The sequence below is a fragment of the Rhizobium fabae genome (assembly GCF_003985135.1).
Lineage (GTDB): Bacteria > Pseudomonadota > Alphaproteobacteria > Rhizobiales > Rhizobiaceae > Rhizobium > Rhizobium pisi.
In genome coordinates this window covers 199844-218596 of the sequence record NZ_ML133650.1, presented here as the reverse complement: position 1 = coordinate 218596, position 18753 = coordinate 199844, and the positions used below count along the sequence as shown (strand labels likewise).

Here is an 18753-nt window from a genome sequence, read left to right as displayed (position 1 = left end):
TTTTGCGTCCGGAAGTGCGCGAATGCAAAGTCAGGAGACGCGGTTTCGTTCGACGGTGAGCTGCGCATAAGGCGCGCCGCCGCCCGCCATCTCGCCGGACACTTTCTTTTCCCACTGGAATCCGAGAACCGCCCCTTCGGCAGTTTCCTGGAACACATTGTCGGTAATGACGGCAGTCCCGGCGCCATCGGCGACCGAGACGGCGCAGCCGACGGGCGCCTTACGCACCACATTGCCGCTGACGACGACGTTTCTAAGGTAGGGCCCCCAGCCGATCTGCAGCCCCCAGCGCGGTGCGCCCTCGATCACATTGCTTGATATCAGCGTGTCGGCCTCTGCCGCGATACCGATGCCGAAACCGACCTCGTGCTTGTAGGGGCCGCGCAGCGTCAGGTTGCGCACGACGTTGCCGGTGACGCTCGCCAGCCGGCCGCCCTCGTCGAAATTGGCGATCGAAATGCCGTTCGCGGCCCCGTCGATGAGATTGGCGGAAACGACGGCGCCCTCGAAGGCGAATTCGACATAGATCGCCGTCTCGCCGGAACGCCGGCATTGATTGCTGCTGATCTGGATATCCGAGGCCGAATTGGCGCGGATCGCCGTGAAGGCGCAATCGGAGATGTGGTTATTCACAACCATGACGCCGTCGGCGCGAAAGATATTGACGCCGTTGCCGTTTTCGCCGGTGCCGCCATCATTGGCGCGGATGTTGGAGATGCGGTTTCCTGAGACGACAGTGCCATCCTCCGCCTTCTTCCAGCGATGGACAAGGATGCCGCCATTGCCGCAATCCGACACGGTATTTCCCGATATCGAAAGGTTTGCCGATTCCACCGCGTAAAGCCCGGATTGGGCCGCACCCGAAATGCGGCTGCGCTCGATCCGCCCGCCGCAGCGCTCGAGCTGCAGCCCGTGCTTGCGGCTGCCGCCGATTTCGCAATTGTCGATGAGCACCTCGTCGACGCCGGTGAATTGCAGAAGCCCGCCGGCATAGTCGCCCAGCCAACGATTGCCGCCGTCGATGACGAGATTAGAAAGCTCGATGCGTCGTACGTTTTCGGCGGCAAAGAGATGGCCTTCGCCGGTATAGACGATGCGTGAAGCCCCCGGCACGCCTGAAATGCGCGTATTGTCGGGCAGGGTGAGATTGGAGATCCGGTAGGTGCCTGGCGGCAGAAAAACCGGCACATTTTCGCGCGCGGCCTGCTCGATCATCTGTTGCAGGTTTCGTGTCTTGCGGTCGCCGCTTTCAGGAACGGCGCGATAATCCACGGCGTCGATCGCGCCGCGCAAACCGGGCTCCGCGGCAGCCGTCAGGGGTGCGGCGAGCGCGCGTGGCGCCGTCCATCCCGCAACCGCCGAGGCGGCAAAGAACAGAAGCATGTCGCGGCGTGAAGGCATCCCAGGATCTCTTGTCATAGCGCACCCGTAGCAGGAAACATGCCAATCCGGCATGTATTGTTTTGGTACAGGCGGTCGGAATCGCAGTTGCCGCAGCAGACGAGGGCAGGATATCGCCGCGGATTTTGTCGTCTTGTTCACTCTTTCATTTAAGCAAGCCGAAGGAAATGCGGACTACTCTCATAAGAGAGTTTCAATGATGACTATTGCGGGATGCGGCCTTCGGCCGCCGGGGAGAATGGCATCATGCCGGAATTGAGTGCCAGGCGACGGGAACCGACCGACGCCCTGACGGCCGAAACGCGCCGTATCGTCGCCGCAACGGAGGCAATGATGGCATCGACCGCCCACCATCTGTCCGAGGGCATCGAGAACCTCCGGCTCAAGGCGATCGTCCATGAACTCCCTGATTTCCTCTTCGTCAAGGATCGCGACAGCCGCTTCGTCTTCGCCAACGCCGTCACCGCAAGTAGCCTCGGCCTGGAAAGCGCTGCCCAGATCACCGGCAAGCGCGATTTCGATCTGTTCGACTTCGAGACGGCGCGCCGCCACTTCGACATCGAGCAGCAGATCATGGCGACGGGCGAAGCTCGCATTGACATGGAGGAATCATACGTCCTTCCCGGCAGCAAGAGGCAGATATGTCGGCTGACCTCGAAGATACCGCTGCGCAATGACCGCGGCGAGGTCGTCGGCCTGATCGGCGTTTCCCGCGATATCACCGAGCGCAAGCTGCAGGAGGATCTTTATCGCGGCCAGGCGAAACTGCTCGAAATGATCGCCCGCAACGAGCCGTTGCCGATGATCCTCGAGGCGCTCGTGCTGATGATCGAGGCGCAGCTGACAGGCATTGACGGATCGGTGCTGCTGCTCGACAGCGAGGGCACCAGGCTCTATCACGGCGCCGCTCCCAATCTGCCCGGCGGCTATAGCCGTCTGATCGACGGCGTCACGATCGGTCCCAAGGTCGGCTCCTGCGGAACCGCCGCGTGGCGTGGCCAGACTGTCATCGTCGAGGACGTGACGGTCGATCCGTTGTGGGAGGATTTCCGCGCGCTGGTCGCGCCCTTCGGCTTCCGCTCCTGCTGGTCGACGCCGATCATGACCTCGCAGAACAACGTGCTCGGCACGTTTGCTCTCTATTCCAGGGAAGTCCGCCGTCCCAGCGAGCGCGAGATGACGCTGGTGGCACTTGCCACTCACATCGCCGGCATCGCCATCGAGCGCAAACGCGTCGACGACCGCATCCATTTCATGGCCCATCATGACGATCTGACGGGCCTGCCGAACCGCGCCTTCCTGAAGGAACGGCTGGCCAATATCCTCGACCAGGCCCGCCGCCATAATCGCAAGGTGACCGTCGCCTATATCGATCTCGACAATTTCAAGGACGTCAACGATGGCCGCGGCCATGCCGCCGGCGACGAGGTGCTGAAAGAGGTCGCCGCCCGCATGGCCAACAGCGTCAGGGCGTCCGATATGGTAGTGCGTCTCGGCGGCGACGAATTCCTCGTGGTGCTTGTCCACCAGTCGAGCCACGATGCCGGCATCACGCGTCGCCTTCGCGAGCTGCAGAAGGCGATCAACCGGCCGATCCGCGGTGAGGATGGCGAGATCACCGTCACCGCGAGCATCGGCGTTGCCGCCTTCCCCTTCGATGGCGTAACCTCGCAAGAGCTTCTCGCCAATGCCGACCGGGCCATGTACCGCGCCAAGGAGGGTGGCCGCAACACATTGCAGCATCACGAGGGCGGCGGCACGCCCGTCGGAATGCCGCTCGGCGAGCAGGAGGAACTACATCAGGCGATCACCGGCGACCAGCTCTTCCTGCAATACCAGCCGCAGGTCGATGTCGCCACAGGCCGCATCACCGGGCTCGAGGCGCTGGTGCGCTGGAACCATCCGGCCAAGGGCAGGGTGCCGCCGGTCAATTTCATTCCGCTTGCCGAAGAGACCGGCCTGATCGTGCCCCTCGGTCTCTGGGTGCTGAACGAGGCCTGCCGCCAGGCGCGCCACTGGCAGGATATGGGCCTGACGCCGCTGACGATTGCCGTTAACGTCTCCGCCAAACAGTTCGCCGATCCGGATTTCGCAACCCATGTCGCCGAGGCGCTGGAGCGGCATCGGCTGCAGTCCCGCTGGCTTGAGCTCGAGGTCACCGAAAGCGTGGTGATGCAGGATGCCGAACGCGCGCTTGCCATGATGGAAACGCTGCGTGCGCTTGGTGTGCGCCTGTCGATCGACGATTTCGGCTCGGGCTATTCCAGCCTTGCGGCGCTGAAGACCTTCCCCTTCGACCGCCTGAAGATGGATCGCTCGCTGGTCGAGGCCCTGCCGGGTGACAAGACCGCCGTCGCCATCGTCTCGGCCGTCATTTCCCTGGCACAGACGCTGAAGCTTTCGGTTCTCGCCGAGGGCGTGGAGACCGACGCGCAGCTGGATTTCCTGCGCGAGGCCAGTTGCGATGAGGCGCAAGGCTACCGCTTCTCCAGGCCTGTTTCTCCTGACGAGATCGCCGTGCTGCTGAAGGCCGGCAGTCTCTGAGCTTCATTTCACAAGCCGGCCGATCGCGTCGATCTCGTTCGTCCATATGCCGGCCGCATAATTCTCAGGCAGCCTCGCCAATTGCGAGGGATCGTCAATGCCGGTGGAAAAATCGGCACCGCGGTAAGGGCCGAGCACGAAGACCTCGGTTCCGGCATCTTCCATCCGGTTGAGGAAACGGTCCGGCCAGCCCCAGAGCCACGGGGCGATGTTGATCGGCACCAACATCATCGCATGTTTGCAGGCGTCGGGCAGCAGGCCGGTCCAGCCATAGCCGATATAGCCGAACAGAGAGCCCTTCAGGCTCTTGCGCGAGGCGGTCCTGATATCGGGCGTGAGCCGACGGATGACCTCGATCGGCTCGTCGCCGCCATAGACGATGATTTTTGCCCGTCGCTCGGTGGAAAGGCTGTTGAGCACGGCGGCAAGTTTTTCGCCCTCGGAAGGATCGCGGCTCTTGACGTTGATGAGGAAGCGCCGGTCCGGAAAGGTCGAGAGCGCCTCGGCAAGCGTCGGCATCATGCCGATGCCGCGGCCGCGAAAGGGAAAGGTCTTGCCGCCATCGGCGGTGTAGCCGTAGCCGATATCGAGCGCTCGCATGTCAGCCATCGAATGCTCGCGTGTGACGCCGTGCCCGTCGGTGCGGCAGTCGAGCGTCCAGTCGTGAAAGACGGCGAACTCGCCGTCCGTTGTCGGATGCACGTCGATCTCGACGATATCGGCGCCGGCGGCAAAGCCGGCCTGCATCGACCGGATGGTGTTTTCGAGATAGTCGTGTTTCGGCGCCAGCATGCGGCTCGCCGTGCAGGTGTCGTTCTTCAGATCGGTTTCGTCGAACCGCTGGGCGATGCCGCGATGGGCAAGCAGCACCGGCTTTCCCGGCCGATGTTCGGCAAGCAGGCTGGTATTGTTGAGATAGATGCCGGCGGCAGCGACGGCAATCACGGCGGCACAATAGAAAAGCTTCCTGCCCAAGATTTATCCCCCTCTGGTTGCATCGAATGATGCAAGGGCTAGAAAGCGATTCCGGTTGTTCTTGGGCTGTTTTCCGGCTTTTCTATGCTATCGGGTCATTTGCCGCACGGGGCTGTCATCGCATGGAAACACACGACGACGAACTCATCCACTTCGAGGCCCATGGCGCCGCTCCTTTGCCGCCCGCAACGATCGAAAGTCATGTCGAGCGCGACGGCGCCCGCATCTGGTATTCGAGCTATGGCGCCGGTCCTGCCGTCATCCTGCTGCATGGCGGCCTCGGTCACAGCGGCAACTGGGGCTATCAGGTGCCCGCGCTGTTGCGGAGCGGTCGTCGCGTCGTGCTGATCGACAGTCGCGGTCATGGCCGCAGTAGCCGCGATGCCCGTCCCTATAGCTATGAATTGATGGCAGCCGATGTGCTTGCCGTCATGGACGAACTGCGCCTCGACAAGGCGGCGATCGTCGGCTGGAGCGATGGCGCCTGCATTGCCCTGATCCTCGCGATGACGGTGCCGTCCCGTGTCGAAGGGGTCTTCTTTTTTGCCTGCAACATGGATCCGAGCGGCACGCTGGAATTTCATACGACCCCGGTGATCGACCGATGCTTCAGTCGACACGCCGCGGATTACGCTGCCTTGTCCGCCACGCCGGACGATTTTCATCCCTTCGTCGAGGCGGTCAGCCTGATGATGCGGACGGAGCCGAATTATGATGCGGCTGACCTCGGCCTGATCCACGTGCCGGTCGCAATCGTGTTCGGCGAGCATGACGAATTCATCAAGCCTGACCATGCCGAATATCTTGCCCGCAGCATTCCGGACGCACAGATGATTTATCTCCACGGTGTGAGCCATTTTGCGCCGCTGCAGCGGCCGGCCGAGTTCAATGCCGCGGTGGTCAACTTCCTCGACGGCATCGGAACACGAAAAAATGAAGGCTTGCGGCGTTGAGCCGCGGCAGCGGAATTTCTTAAGAATTCAGTAACTTTTTTGGAACGGCAAACGTAGGGTCTGCGGGAAGGATTCGTTTTGTCGTCCGCTCACGGAAACCTTCGAGCCGCCGCCCACTCATGTCAGTCCCAGGCATGGCAGGTTGCGCCCGAAGGCGTGTGCTCGTCCGCGGCTCCTCCGCTTGTCTCGAGAAGGCCCAGGGAGCCGGAATGATCAGCATTGATATGGAAGAGAGAATTTCGATCGCGCGCAAATCGCTGAGCGACGCGATGAGTTTTCAGGCGTCGGGCGATTTCGAAAACGCCGAAAAAGCCTATGTCAGAGTCCTGCACAAGGACTATCGCACGATAGACATCCTGCCGCTGCTGGCGGGCGTTGTCGCAAAGAGAGGCGATGCTGAAACCGCTCTCTACTACTGGAACAAGCTGCTCGGCCTCAATCCCGCCCATCTCGTCGCGCTCATGGAAAAGGGCGCGCTGCTGCGCCAGCTCGGCCGGTCGGCGGAAGCGGTCGGCTGCTATGAGATGGCACGTGGCCTGTCGCCCGAAAATCCTGTCGTGCGGAACAACCTTGCCGTTGCACTGGCCGACTCCGGCCGGCAGTCGGAGGCGCTGGCCGAATTTCGTCATGTTCTGCGGTTGCAGCCGGACAATATCAATGCCTGGCACCAGATAAGACGCATCTCCTCCGCGATCGTGCCCTTCTGGCACATCGCCATGATGAACGACACCAGACGCAACGACGCCTTCGAAGCGGCGATCCGCCGGGCCTTAGAGCTGCGCGGCGCCGATGCGCATATTCTCGATATCGGCGCCGGAAGCGGCCTGCTGTCTATGATGGCGGCGCGCGCCGGCGCCACCAATATCGCGACCTGCGAGAGCGTGCCGGCCATCGCCCAGACAGCGGAAAGGATCATTGCCGCCAATGGCTACCGCGAGCAGATCGACATCTTCGAAAAACCCTCGACCGAACTTTCTGTCGGCAAGGACATGAAAGCCCGTGCCGACATCCTGATTTCCGAGATCCTTTCAAGCGATCTTCTGGCCGAAGATGTGCTGAACACTTTCGAGGACGCCCATGCGCGGCTGATCCGCGAGGATGCCATCGTCATTCCGCGCGCTGCCTCCGCCATGGGCTGCCTCGTCGCCAGCGAAACACTCTCCAACTATGCCCATGTCGGCGAGGTCTCCGGTTTCGACATGTCGCAATTCAATGCGCTTGCCCCGTTGCGTCTGCCCGTTCACGGCACGATGACCGAATGGACCAGGCTTTCCGACGATTTCGAGATCGCTGCAGTCGACCTCACCGCCCGCAAACATGCCGCAGCGCTGCGCAAAGTATCGGTGCCGGTTCACGCGGATGGCACTGCGGTCGGGGTCGTCCAATGGATGAAGGTCGATCTGATCGAGGGCGTGGTTTTCGACAACCACCCCGACGGCTATCATGATGGCGGCTGGCTTCAGGTTCTTCACACCTTCCCGCAGCCGGTGGACGTCCGGGCCGGTACCTCACTTGATATGGTGGTTGGCCACGACAGAACGAGCCTGCTGATGACGCCGATAGTCTGAGCAACGGGCTTTTGTCGCAGCGCGGGAAGATCATCATGGCCGTCTTGAAAGGCAGCCATGGTCGATTCCACTCGGCCTGTGTCACGATGGCGACGAGCTTGCGCAGTCGTCGTGCTGGCGCTTTCTGTGGTCCCCTTCCTCAGGCCTCTGGCCACGCGTCCAATTCCCGCTATCTCTAGCTTCATGAGACCTGACGCGCTGCTTTATCCCGCCCCCGAAGGGCTCTATTGTCCCGAGGGCGGCTTTTATGTCGATCCGGTGCGACCGGTTGAGCAGGCGCTCGTCACCCACGGCCATTCGGATCATGCCCGGCCGGGCCATGTGAATGTGCTCGCCACCCGCCAGACGCTCGATATCATGCGCCTGCGCTACGGCGACGGCTTTTGCGCCAGTGAGCAGGCGGCGGCCTTCGGCGAGGAACTGCTGGTCAACGGCGTCAAGGTGAGTTTTCATCCCGCCGGCCACGTGCTCGGCTCCGCTCAGATCGCCATAGAGAAGAACGGCACCCGCATCGTCGTCTCCGGCGACTACAAGCGCCGCCCAGACCCGACCTGCGAGGCCTATGTGCCGGTTCCCTGCGATGTCTTCATCACCGAGGCGACCTTCGGCCTGCCGGTCTTCCATCATCCTGATCCGATGGATGAGACCGGCAAACTGCTGGCATCGTTGCGGCAATTTCCCGAGCGCACCCATCTCGTCGGCGCCTATGCGCTCGGCAAGGCCCAGCGCGTCATCCGGCTGCTGCGCGATGCCGGTTATGCCGAGCCGATCTATATCCACGGCGCTATGGAAAAACTCTGCGACTATTATGTCGGGCAGGGCATCGATCTCGGCGAGCTGCTGCCGGCAACGATCGAAAGCCGCGACAAATCCGCCTTCAAGGGCGCGGTCGTCGTCGGCCCGTCATCGGCCTTCGCCGATCGCTGGGCGAGGCGCTTCAACGAGCCGCTGCCGGCTTTCGCCTCCGGCTGGATGATGGTGCGACAGCGCGCCAAACAGCTCGGCGTCGAACTGCCGCTCGTCATATCGGATCATTGCGACTGGCCGGAACTGACGGAAACGATTCGAGAGTTGCACCCGGCCGAGGTTTGGGTGACGCATGGCCGCGAGGAGGCGCTGGTGCGGTGGTGCGAACTGCAGGGCATCAAGGCGAAGCCGCTGCATCTGGTGGGTTATGAGGACGAGGGGGATTGAGAGTGGAATTCTTTGCTGAAAACCCCTCCCCAGTCAGGAGGCCAACATGAAAGCCTTCGCCGACCTCCTTGATCGTCTGGTCTTGACTCCCAGCCGCAACGGCAAGCTCAAGCTGCTCACCGATTATTTCCGCGACACGCCGGACCCAGACCGCGGCTATGGCCTTGCCGCTATCGCCGGCACGCTGGAGGTACGCAACGTCAAACCCGCCATGCTGCGCGAACTGGTGCTGGAGCGCATGGATGAAGTGTTGTTTCGCTATTCCTACGATTATGTCGGCGATCTCGCCGAAACCATCTCGCTCGTCTGGGACAATGAGAGGGACGTAGACCGCTCGGCCTTTGCCCAGCCGCGCCTCGGCGAGGTCGTTACCCGCATGAATGCGCTCGGCCGCACCGAAGTGCGCGGCTTCGTGCGCGATCTGCTCGACCGGCTGGATTCGTCCGGCCGTTTCGCCTTCATCAAGCTTGCGACCGGCGCGCTGCGCATCGGCGTTTCCGCCCGTCTCGCCAAGCAGGCGCTGGCCGACCTCGGCGGGCGTGATGTCACCGAGATCGAAACCCTGTGGCATGGCCTGCAGCCGCCTTACGAGACATTGTTCGAATGGCTGGCAGGCGGCGAAAGACCGGTGCTGGCGACACCGGCGATCTTCCATTCCGTCATGCTTGCCAATCCGGTGGAGGAGGGGGATCTCGATGGTCTCGATCCGGCCGCCTATGCCGCCGAATGGAAGTGGGACGGTATCCGCGTCCAGCTCTCCCGCTCCGGTGACCGGCGCAAGATCTATTCCCGCTCCGGTGACGATATCTCCGGCGCCTTCCCTGATGTTCTCGAAGCGATCGATTTTTCAGGCGTCGTCGACGGCGAGTTGCTGGTCGGCGGCACCGCCCGCTCCAATAGCCCGACCCGCACCTTCTCCGACCTGCAGCAGCGCCTGAACCGCAAGACGGTGACGGCGAAGATGCTGGACGACTACCCGGCCTTCATCCGCGCCTACGACCTGCTCTTCGACGCAGAAGAGGATGTTCGCGGCCGCACCTATGTCGATCGCCGCGACCGGCTGGCCGAGATCATCGACCGCGCCCCCCACGACCGTTTCGACCTCTCGCCGCTCGTGCCTTTCTCCTCATGGGAGGAACTCGACGCCCTGCGCGCGGCCCCGCCCGACCCTGTCATCGAGGGCGTGATGATCAAGCGCCGCGACAGCATCTACCAGGCCGGCCGGATGAAAGGCCCCTGGTTCAAATGGAAGCGCAACCCCTATAATGTCGACGCAGTGCTGATGTATGCCCAGCGCGGCCACGGCAAGCGCTCCAGCTACTATTCCGATTTCACCTTCGGCGTCTGGGCCGATGACGAGGACGGCGAACAGCTGGTGCCCGTCGGCAAGGCCTATTTCGGTTTCACCGATGCCGAACTCGAGCTGCTCGACAAATTCGTGCGCAACAACACCACCGAGCGCTTCGGGCCGGTGCGCGCCGTGCGCGCCGACAAGGATTTCGGCTTCGTCGTTGAAGTGGCCTTCGAGGGCATCAATCGCTCGACCCGGCATAAATCGGGCGTGGCCATGCGCTTCCCCCGCATCGCCCGCCTTCGTCCCGACAAGCCCTCCTACGAGGCCGATCGGCTGCGCACGTTGATCGCCATGATCGACGCCAAGGCCGAGTGACCCCTGCGCAACAATGACGCAGGGCGATATTTTCAACAGGACGTGTATTGGCGGCAACGGTCTTCCGGTGCAGATTTTTCTGAGCATGACGCCGAAAAGTGTAAGCGGTTTTCGGATGACATCATGTTCTAACTGTTTAATTTAGATGGGCCGGGGGAGATGATTTGGGTGCTGCGCAATGAGCTCGCATGAACGAAATTCCTTTTTCCGCCAACGCCGCACCGTGCTGGCGGGTCTTGCCGGTGCACTCGTCCTGCCGCGCATGGCGGCGGCTTTCGATGTTCCGGACGAGCCGCGGCTTGCCAAGCACGATTACGTCAAGGTCCGCAGCCATTTCCGCACGAAGCTGCTGAAGAAGGGGCCGGCGCCCGACAAGTACGAACTGCTGAATGCGCCTGCAGACGCCGACAAGATCTTCTATCGCTCCGGCTATGGCGGCGAGCTGGAGCTTGCGGCCTGGGTCTCGAGATACAAGCGCGAGCGCACCTCCAAGCCCGCCGTGCTCTTTCTCCACGGTGGCAATGCCATGGGCATCGGCCACTGGCAGCTGTTGAAGCCCTATATGGATGCCGGTTACGTCGTGATGATGCCGTCGCTGCGCGGCGAAAACGGCCAGATGGGCAATTTCTCCGGCTTCTACGATGAGGTCGACGACGTTCTTGCCGCCAGCGAGCGTCTGGCGCATTTGCCGGGTGTCGATCCCCAGCGTCTCTTCATCGCCGGCCACAGCATCGGCGGCACGCTGACCATGCTGACGGCGATGAGCACCCACAAGTTCCGCGCCGCTGCGCCGATTTCGGGCAATCCCGATGCCTTCCGCTTCTTCAACCGCTATCCCGAGGACATCCGCTTCGACGACAGCAACACCCATGAATTCGAGGTGCGCTCGGCCTTGTGTTACGCCCACAGCTTCAAATGCCCGGTCCGCGTGGTCCACGGCACCGAAGAGGCCCATTTCAACGACCGCGCCGAACTACTTGCCCGCCGTGCCCGTGCCGCCGGCGCCCATATCGAGACCGAAACCGTTGCCGGCAATCACACTTCGGCGCTGCCGGCCGAGATCGAACAGAGCATCCGCTTCTTCCATGGGGTGGCGGCCTGAGTTTGGCCGCTGCCGGCAACGCCGGCCGAATGTGACGTCGGATAAACCCGAACCGGCCGGTTCACGGTTTCCTGATTTTGGTTTTTCCACCCCAACGCCAGCCTCGCGCCAGCCGCGGATGCCATCGTCCCGGCAGATATCGCTGTCTTGCCGATCGTTGATAAGGGTGGTTCCATGAATTTTCTGCGCCGGGTCTTCCCGATTGCCGGGCTCGTGATCGTTGTCGCGTCGCTGAGCGGCTGCAACATCCTCATTCCCGATGTCGCTGCCGATTCGCCCGCCCGCTTCGTGCAGGAAACCTCGCCGGTCTTCTATCAGCCGCCCGGTGTCGATCCGCGCCGGGTGCGGCCCATTCCCGATCAGCCGGTGCCGCAGACGCGCGAGCTTTACAAGACGCAGTTCCATCAGACCTTCGGCCTGCCGGTCACCAATCCGGTGCACATGGCGATGTATGGTGAGCTGCGCGACGAGGATTTCACCCTGCCGTCGATCCCCGTCAGTCGCGTGCAGCCGCAATTCCTGCGCCAGGAGGTCGATTATCAGACGACCGAGCGCCCCGGCACCGTGATCGTCGATACCAAGGCCCGTTTCCTGTATTTGGTCGAGGGTAACGGCAAGGCGATGCGCTATGGCGTCGGTCTCGGCCGCGATGGCTATGCATGGTCGGGCCGCGGCGTCATCCAGTGGAAACAGAAATGGCCGCGCTGGACGCCGCCGGTCGAGATGGTCTCGCGCCAGCCTGAGGTTCGCCCCTTTGCGGCGGAAAACGGCGGCATGAATCCGGGGCTGCAGAACCCGCTCGGCGCGCGCGCCATGTATATCTTCAAGGGCGGGCAGGATACGCTCTACCGCATCCACGGTACGCCCGACTGGCAGTCGATCGGCAAGGCCACCTCGTCGGGCTGCGTGCGCATGCTGAACCAGGATGTCATTGATCTCTACGACCGCGTTCCCGCCAAGGCCGTGATCGTTGTGATGTAGCGCTGCAACAGCGCTGCCCATATCGTCCGCTCCCGGCGGGACACGTCTGCGTGAAGCTATGGTTTATTTGGCGCAAGCCGATAGATTTTCTGATGTTGTTATCGGCATTGGACGAATCGTCGGCTTATAAGGCGCCTCGTTCGGCTTCCCGCATCAAAAGGAAATCAGTCCCGCGTCATGAGCTTCGATAGACATCTTTCCCGCCGCAGCTTTCTTTCCTTTTCGGCACTGACCGCCGCCTCCGCGCTCGGCGGCTGCGCCTCATCGGCCAATACGGTGACGTCGGGCGATTCGACGATCATCTACCGCTCGCCTGTGCGCCTGTTCCAGTCCATGGGAACGTCGAGCGTGCCCAGCGACGCAGAGCTTGCCGTCATCTATGGTCCCGTCGAGGACGGCGGCTTTCTCATTCCCGCCGTTCCCTACGAGCAGATCGACCCCCGCTATTATCGCCAGCGCGTCGTCGATCCGACCGGACAGCGCCCCGGCACCATCGTCGTCGATACGCCGTCGCGCTTCCTCTATCTTGTCGAAAATGACGGCATGGCGATGCGCTATGGCGTCGGCATCGGCCGTGAGGGTTTCGCCTGGCAGGGATCGGGCGTTATCCAGTGGCGCCAGAAATGGCCGCGCTGGAAGCCGCCGAACGAGATGGTCGCCCGCCAGCCTGAACTCGTCAAATATTCGATCGACAACGGCGGCATGGAGCCGGGCCTGAAAAACCCGCTCGGCGCCCGCGCGCTTTACATCTTCTCGAATGGAGAGGATACGCTCTACCGCCTGCACGGCAATCCCGACTGGCGCTCGATCGGCAAGGCCGTCTCATCGGGCTGTGTCAGACTGCTGAACCAGGATATTATCGATCTCTACGATCGCGTTCCCACGAAGGCGCCGATCGTCGTCTGGCAGTAATCGTCGCCGAGGCGGCTGCAAGCGGGCCGCCTCGCATCAATCTCAGGCGAGCTTCGCTTTGTCGGGCAGGCGTTTGCCTTGCCCCTGAGCAAAACGTTTCGCGTTTCCGTGCCCGGAAAAGTTTTATTTTCAAAATACCATTGCTTAATTCGATAAATATCCTACATGGTGCGTATCGAATTGCTTGTGACCTTTGTCCATGCGCTGAAGCGCTTCGTCAGATCTCCTCTCAACATCGATATTGCCCGCGGATATTTTCGCCGGGCTCCCTCCAACGGTTAAAAGGAAATCGTTATGAATTCAGGCGTCGTCAAGTGGTTCAATGGCACCAAAGGTTTTGGCTTCATTCAGCCCGATGATGGTTCCACGGACGTTTTTGTCCATATTTCGGCGGTTGAGCGCGCAGGTATGCGCGATCTCGCAGAAGGTCAGAAGATTCGCTACGATATCGTTCGCGACAAGCGTTCCGGCAAGAATTCGGCGGACAATCTTCAGGCCGCATGATTTGTCATTCGCCTGCGCTGACCATCTATTGGCGGCGAGCTGACCACGGACGTACTGGCAGCGGGCTGAGTGACGGGAAGAGGTCGGGTTTCAGCCCGGCCTTTTTGTTTTCGTTGCTTGGCTTTTCTTGATTGATCGAGTCGTCGAAGGGGCGCTGAAATGAGCAGAGCAAGCTATAAAGTCGGCGACATGATCGTGCTGAAATCCGGTCTCACCCGCACGGCGAAGACCGACAAGCGATGCCGGATTGCCAGCATACTGCCCAACGACCACGGGCATGTGCAATATCGCGTTCAATTCGCGGCGGAGAATTTCGAGCGTCGCATCACCGAAGCCGACATCGATGCCGGGGAATCTCCATCGAGCGCTTCCCCCGAGGCGGCGGCCAGGACCGATAGCGCCGAACCCTGGCTGAAGTTTTCTAGCATCAGGATCGGGAAGTAGACTCGCCTTATTATTGATAGTGCGGCCTCGCCGCCGACAGGAAGGATATCGTTTTGCAGGTACTCGTCAGGGATAACAACGTCGATCAGGCGCTCCGCGTGCTCAAGAAAAAGATGCAGCGGGAAGGCCTGTTCCGGGAAATGAAGGCGCGCAGCGCCTTCGAAAAGCCGTCCGAGAAGCGCGCGCGTGAAAAGGCCGAGGCCATCCGCCGCCAGCGCAAGCTCGCCCGCAAGAAGCTGCAGCGCGAAGGTCTGCTGCCGGCACCGAAGAAGGTTCTCCGCGCCCGCTAATCCCGCCGTGGAATCACGGCGTCAGCCATGGAGCCATGATTCCATTTGTGGGATTATGGCTTTTCAGCCGCCGCGGAGCTGTGGCTTGAGAACGCCATCACCTGAGAGAGGGCACATGACAGCCACCAAGGGAGAATTCTTCAATCCCGCCAAACTTTCGCCTCGCGACAAGGCGGAAGCGACCGATCATACGGCGCGCGCCATCATCGAGGCTGAGGCTTCGGCGCGCGACAAGAAGACGGAGAAGCTGAGAGCGCTGCGTCTGCAGCAGGCGGCCGAGGCCGGGCCTGAAGCGGCGCCTGCAAAGAAGCGTCGGTCGCCGGCCAAGTCCCCCGCACGGCGGCCCTGATCTCGGCGGCGGTCAACCGCCGCCCACGCCGGCCCGGCTGAGATTGCCCCGCAGCCGATGCAGCATGCCGCGCAGTTCGGCCATTTCCTCGAGCGTGCAGCCTGCGGCCTCACCGATTGCCGTCATGATCGTATTGATCTCCCCCTTCATCGCCTGACCTTTCGGTGTCAGCGAAACGATCACTTGCCGTTCGTCACGCAGGTCGCGCAGGCGCTTGATGAGCCCGCTCTGTTCCAGCCGTTTCAAGAGCGGCGACAGCGTGCCGGAATCGAGATCCAGCTGTTCGCCGATCGTCTTCACCGGCAACTCACTGCGCTCCCACAGCACCAGCATCACCAGATATTGCGGATAGGTAAGGCCGACTCTTTCCAGAATTGGTTTGTAGGCGCGGGTGAAGGCATGCGCCGTCGCATAGACCGCAAAGCACAGCTGCTTCTCGAGCCGCTTTTCCTCCTCCGGTATCTCCATCGTCTTTGTCGTCTGCGCTTTCATATCCATCATCCCCGAGGCGCCGATTGTCCTCTTTTCGAATTCCAAATGCAATTTGCAAAATTCGCTTGTGTGCGATTTAATTGTGCGATATTGAAAATCCAACCCGATCGAAGGGCCAACCAAAGGAGATCGTCATGCCTATTCTCTATACGACCAAAGCCTCTGCCACCGGCGGCCGTGCAGGCCGCGCCGTTTCCGAAAACGGCGTCCTGGACGTGACGCTGACCGTTCCGAAGGAACTCGGCGGCGACGGCGCAACCGGCACCAATCCTGAACAGCTCTTCGCTGCCGGTTACTCCGCGTGCTTCCTCGGTGCTCTGAAATTTGTTGCGGGCCAGCAGAAGGTCAAGATTCCCGAAGACACGACGGTCTCCGCCAAGGTTGGCATCGGCCCGCGTGAAGATGGCGGCGGCTTCGGCATCGAAGTGGCCCTGACCGTCAACATTCCGGGTCTCGACCGCGAAACGGCCGAAAAGCTCGCTGCCGCGGCTCACATCGTCTGCCCCTACAGCCACGCCATGCGCACCTCGACCGAAGTGCCGGTCACTGTTGCCTGATCTGCTTTAAAACGCGGCAGCCTTATCGGCTGCCGCGGCCTTCCTGGGGGGGGCGCGCCGGTTATTTGGCAGCTGCTTCCCCGCCGCGACGGGGCGGGCGCGGCGAACGCGCCGGTTTTGCCGTTTCTGTAGTCATCGATGACGACACCGCTTGCAGATCCTGTCGCAGCCGCGCGGGGCCGCCATCCGGCAATCTGCCGTCGATTGCCGCATGCGTGCTTTCCCAGATCGGCAGTGCTCTCGCCAGCGTCGCCTTGCCTTCGGCGGTGAGGCTCAGCAGCCGGCGGCGCCGGTCCTTCGGATTTTCCATTACATCTATCCAACCCCGGCGCTGCAGCGGCTTCAGGGCAGCCGTGAGCGTCGTCTGGTCCATGGCGAGCAGGGTGGCGACCGGCCCCATCGGCGGCGGCTCCGGCCGGTTCAGCGACATCATCAAGGAAAACTGCCCGTTGGTCAGCCCAACCGGCCTCAGCGCATCGTCGAACAGCCGGGCAAGCGCGCGCGCCGCTCGCTGCACATGCAGGCAGAGGCAGGTGTCGCGTACCAGCAGCGTCGTGGAAAAAGGAATCTCGATCGAGTTTGACATGTCTTATATCTATTGATATCAATGTATTTAGTCAAGGAGAAGGAACGGAGCCGGCTTCCGCCGGCGGCGCCGGAGGAGGGCGCAGGCCATGCAGAATGAGGTTGTGTCCCGCGAGGAATGGCTCGAAGCCCGCCGCGCCCTATTGGCGAGGGAAAAGGAGGCGACGCGGCTGCGCGACAGCCTCAATGCCGCCCGCCTGGCGCTGCCCTGGGTGAAGGTCGACAAGGATTACGTCTTCGAAACGCCGGAGGGAAAGAAGTCGCTTGCCGATCTTTTCGATGGCCGCAGCCAACTGCTGATCTACCATTTCATGCTCGGTCCCAATTGGGATGCCGGCTGCACGGGCTGCTCCTTCCTGTCAGACCATGTCGATGGCGCCCTGCCGCATCTGAACCACCACGATGTCACCTGGGTCACCGTTTCGCGCGCGCCGCTCGACAAGATCGCCGCCTACAAGCGGCGCATGGGGTGGACGTTTCCATGGGTCTCTTCCTTCGGCAGCGATTTCAATTTCGATTATCACGTCTCTTTCAGTCCGGAGGACCTTGCCAAAGACAAGGTCTTTTACAATTTCACTCCCATGGAACCGGCAAACGCTCATGACGAACTGCCGGGACTGAGCGCTTTCTATCGCAATGACAAGGGCGAGGTCTTCCATACCTATTCGAGTTATGCCCGCGGGCCGGAGGAACTGATCGGTACGCTGATGATCCTGGACCGTGCCCCGAAGGGCCGCAACGAGGACAGTACGATGAATTTCGTACGCCGCCATGACGAATATGAGGAGGCCCAGAAGACAGCATCCTGCTGTCATTGAGATGGAGCAGTTCCAGCAGGATAGGTCGCCCTTGCTCAAGGGAGGAGAGGATGATGAAGGCCGCTGAGGTGCCGAAGGAATATTTTTTCCTGGAAAGTCTGCTCGGAAAATGGACCGTCACCGCGCCCCAGATGACGGGCGATGACGACTGGACGGAGACAGTCCGGTCGCTGCACGGCATCTGGTTCGTCGCCGAAGGCAGCGGCCGCACGGCCGACGGCAAGGATGCCACCACCATCCTGACGCTCGGCTACAACGCTTCGAAAGGCAAGTACGTCGGCAGCTGGATCGGCAGCATGATGGACTATATGTGGGTCTATGAAGGTGAGGTCGATGCCTCGGGCAACGTGCTGGATCTCTATACGGCAGGTCCTGACTTCAATGGCGAAGGGCTCGCCGATTACCGGGAGCGGATAACCTTCACCGACGCCGATCACCGCACTTTCACCTCCAGCACCCGACAGCCTGACGGTTCGTGGAAGCAGTTCATGGAAGCGCATTACGCTCGCAAGATCTGACAATCATGGCGTCCCGGACATTGAAAGCGGGCGCGAAAAAGGGAGAGTATGATGTCCGAGACGCATGGAAAATTCATCTGGTGCGAACTGATGACCCCCGACACATCAGCTGCAGCTAAATTCTACTGTTCGGTCGTCGGCTGGACGACCTCCGATATGACGGTGGAAGGCATGCCACCCTATACGATCTTCGAGGCGAACGGCATCGGCGTCGCCGGCCTGATGGAATTCCCGGCCGAACTCGAAGGCAAGGGCATTCCACCGAACTGGACGGGTTATGTCGCTGTCGACGACGTCGACCAGTCGGCCAGGGATTTCGCCACCAATGGCGGTTCGGTCCGCCGGCCACCGGCAGACATCCCGAGCGTCGGCCGCTTTGCTGTCGTCGCCGATCCCCATGGCGCGGTGCTCTGCATCATGACACCGGCGCCGATGGAGAATCCCATGCCTGAACTGGCCGCCGACGCACCCGGCAATATCGGCTGGCACGAACTCTACGCCGGCAATGGCGAAGAGGCGCTGGCCTTCTATTCCAAGCTGTTCGGCTGGAAGCGGGACAGCGATTTCGACATGGGCGCGATGGGCGTCTACTATCTCTTCTCCCATAACGGGAAGCAGATCGGCGGCATGATGACCAAGCCGGAAAATATCCCGATGCCCTTCTGGAGCTATTATTTCATCGTGCCGGCCATCGATGCCGCGATCGACCGCGTCACATCAGGCGGCGGCAAGGTCGTCCACGGTCCCATGGAAGTTCCCGGCGGCAGCTGGATCATCCAGGCCATGGACCCGCAAGGCGCCTTCTTCTGTCTGGTTGCACCGAAGCGGTAAGAGTTTAGGCCCATGTTGGCGGCGTGCCGCGCGGCACGCCGTCAAAACAATCACGCTCCGGCCCTC

The 18753-nt window shown here is 61.6% G+C and carries 20 protein-coding genes; 16 read left to right on the top strand and 4 right to left on the bottom strand.

What is annotated here, in order from left to right; genetic code table 11:
- Positions 1-30: 30 nt before the first annotated feature.
- Positions 31-1401 (bottom strand): TIGR03808 family TAT-translocated repetitive protein, encoded by a 1371-nt coding sequence (locus tag EFB14_RS14540; RefSeq protein ID WP_126826311.1) that lies wholly within the window; start codon positions 1399-1401, stop codon positions 31-33.
- Between the two features lie 246 nt (positions 1402-1647).
- Here EFB14_RS14540 and EFB14_RS14535 point away from each other — a divergent pair, with 246 nt between their 5' ends.
- The gene (locus EFB14_RS14535; RefSeq protein WP_126826308.1) at positions 1648-3945 is read left to right on the top strand and encodes a sensor domain-containing protein; all 2298 of its coding nucleotides are present in this window, start codon (positions 1648-1650) and stop codon (positions 3943-3945) included.
- Positions 3946-3948: 3 nt separating this feature from the next.
- Here the strand turns inward: EFB14_RS14535 and EFB14_RS14530 are convergent, their stop codons facing one another.
- Positions 3949-4920, bottom strand: a complete 972-nt coding sequence (locus tag EFB14_RS14530) for a glycerophosphodiester phosphodiesterase family protein (protein WP_126826305.1) — start codon at positions 4918-4920, stop codon at positions 3949-3951.
- A 122-nt stretch (positions 4921-5042) separates the two neighbouring features.
- On the opposite strand from EFB14_RS14530, the gene EFB14_RS14525 reads away from it, so the two are divergent.
- The 11 genes from EFB14_RS14525 (at position 5043) to EFB14_RS14475 (ending at position 14886) form a co-directional block, all read left to right on the top strand.
- A complete protein-coding gene (locus tag EFB14_RS14525) occupies positions 5043-5873 on the top strand; it encodes an alpha/beta fold hydrolase (RefSeq protein WP_126826301.1) in 831 nt (276 codons plus the stop codon).
- 209 nt (positions 5874-6082) lie between these two features.
- Positions 6083-7441: a tetratricopeptide repeat protein gene (locus EFB14_RS14520; RefSeq protein ID WP_126826298.1), complete on the top strand. Its 1359-nt coding sequence runs from the start codon at positions 6083-6085 to the stop codon at positions 7439-7441.
- Between the two features lie 183 nt (positions 7442-7624).
- Complete coding sequence (locus tag EFB14_RS14515; RefSeq protein ID WP_126826295.1) at positions 7625-8635, top strand: ligase-associated DNA damage response exonuclease; 1011 nt, start codon at positions 7625-7627, stop codon at positions 8633-8635.
- A gap of 46 nt (positions 8636-8681) precedes the next feature.
- Positions 8682-10304 (top strand): cisplatin damage response ATP-dependent DNA ligase, encoded by a 1623-nt coding sequence (locus EFB14_RS14510; protein ID WP_126826292.1) that lies wholly within the window; start codon positions 8682-8684, stop codon positions 10302-10304.
- 178 nt (positions 10305-10482) lie between these two features.
- Complete coding sequence (locus EFB14_RS14505; RefSeq protein ID WP_125846336.1) at positions 10483-11406, top strand: alpha/beta hydrolase family protein; 924 nt, start codon at positions 10483-10485, stop codon at positions 11404-11406.
- A 174-nt stretch (positions 11407-11580) separates the two neighbouring features.
- Positions 11581-12387 (top strand): L,D-transpeptidase, encoded by an 807-nt coding sequence (locus EFB14_RS14500; protein ID WP_125846335.1) that lies wholly within the window; start codon positions 11581-11583, stop codon positions 12385-12387.
- Between the two features lie 177 nt (positions 12388-12564).
- Positions 12565-13299: a L,D-transpeptidase family protein gene (locus tag EFB14_RS14495; RefSeq protein ID WP_125846334.1), complete on the top strand. Its 735-nt coding sequence runs from the start codon at positions 12565-12567 to the stop codon at positions 13297-13299.
- 294 nt (positions 13300-13593) lie between these two features.
- Positions 13594-13803 carry a cold-shock protein gene (locus tag EFB14_RS14490; RefSeq protein ID WP_008529019.1) on the top strand — a complete coding sequence of 70 codons (210 nt, stop codon included), beginning with the start codon at positions 13594-13596 and terminating at the stop codon, positions 13801-13803.
- Between the two features lie 159 nt (positions 13804-13962).
- Entirely contained in the window at positions 13963-14247 is a 285-nt protein-coding gene (locus EFB14_RS14485) for a cold-shock protein (RefSeq protein ID WP_126826289.1), read from the top strand.
- 53 nt (positions 14248-14300) lie between these two features.
- Positions 14301-14537 (top strand): 30S ribosomal protein S21, encoded by a 237-nt coding sequence (rpsU, locus tag EFB14_RS14480; protein ID WP_003569533.1) that lies wholly within the window; start codon positions 14301-14303, stop codon positions 14535-14537.
- 115 nt (positions 14538-14652) lie between these two features.
- Positions 14653-14886 (top strand): hypothetical protein, encoded by a 234-nt coding sequence (locus EFB14_RS14475; protein WP_125846332.1) that lies wholly within the window; start codon positions 14653-14655, stop codon positions 14884-14886.
- Positions 14887-14898: 12 nt separating this feature from the next.
- Here EFB14_RS14475 and EFB14_RS14470 read toward each other — a convergent pair whose 3' ends face one another.
- Positions 14899-15387, bottom strand: a complete 489-nt coding sequence (locus tag EFB14_RS14470) for a MarR family winged helix-turn-helix transcriptional regulator (RefSeq protein ID WP_125846331.1) — start codon at positions 15385-15387, stop codon at positions 14899-14901.
- A 125-nt stretch (positions 15388-15512) separates the two neighbouring features.
- Between EFB14_RS14470 and EFB14_RS14465 the strand changes: the two genes are divergently transcribed.
- A complete protein-coding gene (locus EFB14_RS14465; protein WP_003546481.1) occupies positions 15513-15935 on the top strand; it encodes an organic hydroperoxide resistance protein in 423 nt (140 codons plus the stop codon).
- 61 nt (positions 15936-15996) lie between these two features.
- Here the strand turns inward: EFB14_RS14465 and EFB14_RS14460 are convergent, their stop codons facing one another.
- Complete coding sequence (locus EFB14_RS14460) at positions 15997-16521, bottom strand: MarR family winged helix-turn-helix transcriptional regulator (RefSeq protein WP_126826286.1); 525 nt, start codon at positions 16519-16521, stop codon at positions 15997-15999.
- Positions 16522-16609: 88 nt separating this feature from the next.
- Between EFB14_RS14460 and EFB14_RS14455 the strand changes: the two genes are divergently transcribed.
- From EFB14_RS14455 to EFB14_RS14445, 3 genes are read left to right on the top strand one after another with little or no spacing between them, the layout of a single operon-like run.
- A complete protein-coding gene (locus EFB14_RS14455; RefSeq protein ID WP_125846329.1) occupies positions 16610-17338 on the top strand; it encodes a DUF899 domain-containing protein in 729 nt (242 codons plus the stop codon).
- A 50-nt stretch (positions 17339-17388) separates the two neighbouring features.
- Positions 17389-17856 carry a DUF1579 domain-containing protein gene (locus EFB14_RS14450; RefSeq protein WP_125846328.1) on the top strand — a complete coding sequence of 156 codons (468 nt, stop codon included), beginning with the start codon at positions 17389-17391 and terminating at the stop codon, positions 17854-17856.
- 51 nt (positions 17857-17907) lie between these two features.
- On the top strand, positions 17908-18687 hold the full coding sequence (locus EFB14_RS14445) for a VOC family protein (RefSeq protein WP_126826647.1): 780 nt from the start codon (positions 17908-17910) through the stop codon (positions 18685-18687).
- The last annotated feature ends 66 nt before the right edge of the window (positions 18688-18753 follow it).

Bases quoted from the DNA above. Each gene is read 5' to 3' on its own strand.
- EFB14_RS14540 (WP_126826311.1), bottom strand. From the start codon at position 1,401: ATGCCTTCACGCCGCGACATGCTTCTGTTCTTTGCCGCCTCGGCGGTT.
- EFB14_RS14535 (WP_126826308.1), top strand. From the start codon at position 1,648: ATGCCGGAATTGAGTGCCAGGCGACGGGAACCGACCGACGCCCTGACG.
- EFB14_RS14525 (WP_126826301.1), top strand. From the start codon at position 5,043: ATGGAAACACACGACGACGAACTCATCCACTTCGAGGCCCATGGCGCC.
- EFB14_RS14520 (WP_126826298.1), top strand. From the start codon at position 6,083: ATGATCAGCATTGATATGGAAGAGAGAATTTCGATCGCGCGCAAATCG.
- EFB14_RS14515 (WP_126826295.1), top strand. From the start codon at position 7,625: ATGAGACCTGACGCGCTGCTTTATCCCGCCCCCGAAGGGCTCTATTGT.
- EFB14_RS14510 (WP_126826292.1), top strand. From the start codon at position 8,682: ATGAAAGCCTTCGCCGACCTCCTTGATCGTCTGGTCTTGACTCCCAGC.
- EFB14_RS14505 (WP_125846336.1), top strand. From the start codon at position 10,483: ATGAGCTCGCATGAACGAAATTCCTTTTTCCGCCAACGCCGCACCGTG.
- EFB14_RS14500 (WP_125846335.1), top strand. From the start codon at position 11,581: ATGAATTTTCTGCGCCGGGTCTTCCCGATTGCCGGGCTCGTGATCGTT.
- EFB14_RS14495 (WP_125846334.1), top strand. From the start codon at position 12,565: ATGAGCTTCGATAGACATCTTTCCCGCCGCAGCTTTCTTTCCTTTTCG.
- EFB14_RS14490 (WP_008529019.1), top strand. From the start codon at position 13,594: ATGAATTCAGGCGTCGTCAAGTGGTTCAATGGCACCAAAGGTTTTGGC.
- EFB14_RS14485 (WP_126826289.1), top strand. From the start codon at position 13,963: ATGAGCAGAGCAAGCTATAAAGTCGGCGACATGATCGTGCTGAAATCC.
- EFB14_RS14475 (WP_125846332.1), top strand. From the start codon at position 14,653: ATGACAGCCACCAAGGGAGAATTCTTCAATCCCGCCAAACTTTCGCCT.
- EFB14_RS14470 (WP_125846331.1), bottom strand. From the start codon at position 15,387: ATGATGGATATGAAAGCGCAGACGACAAAGACGATGGAGATACCGGAG.
- EFB14_RS14465 (WP_003546481.1), top strand. From the start codon at position 15,513: ATGCCTATTCTCTATACGACCAAAGCCTCTGCCACCGGCGGCCGTGCA.
- EFB14_RS14460 (WP_126826286.1), bottom strand. From the start codon at position 16,521: ATGTCAAACTCGATCGAGATTCCTTTTTCCACGACGCTGCTGGTACGC.
- EFB14_RS14455 (WP_125846329.1), top strand. From the start codon at position 16,610: ATGCAGAATGAGGTTGTGTCCCGCGAGGAATGGCTCGAAGCCCGCCGC.
- EFB14_RS14450 (WP_125846328.1), top strand. From the start codon at position 17,389: ATGATGAAGGCCGCTGAGGTGCCGAAGGAATATTTTTTCCTGGAAAGT.
- EFB14_RS14445 (WP_126826647.1), top strand. From the start codon at position 17,908: ATGTCCGAGACGCATGGAAAATTCATCTGGTGCGAACTGATGACCCCC.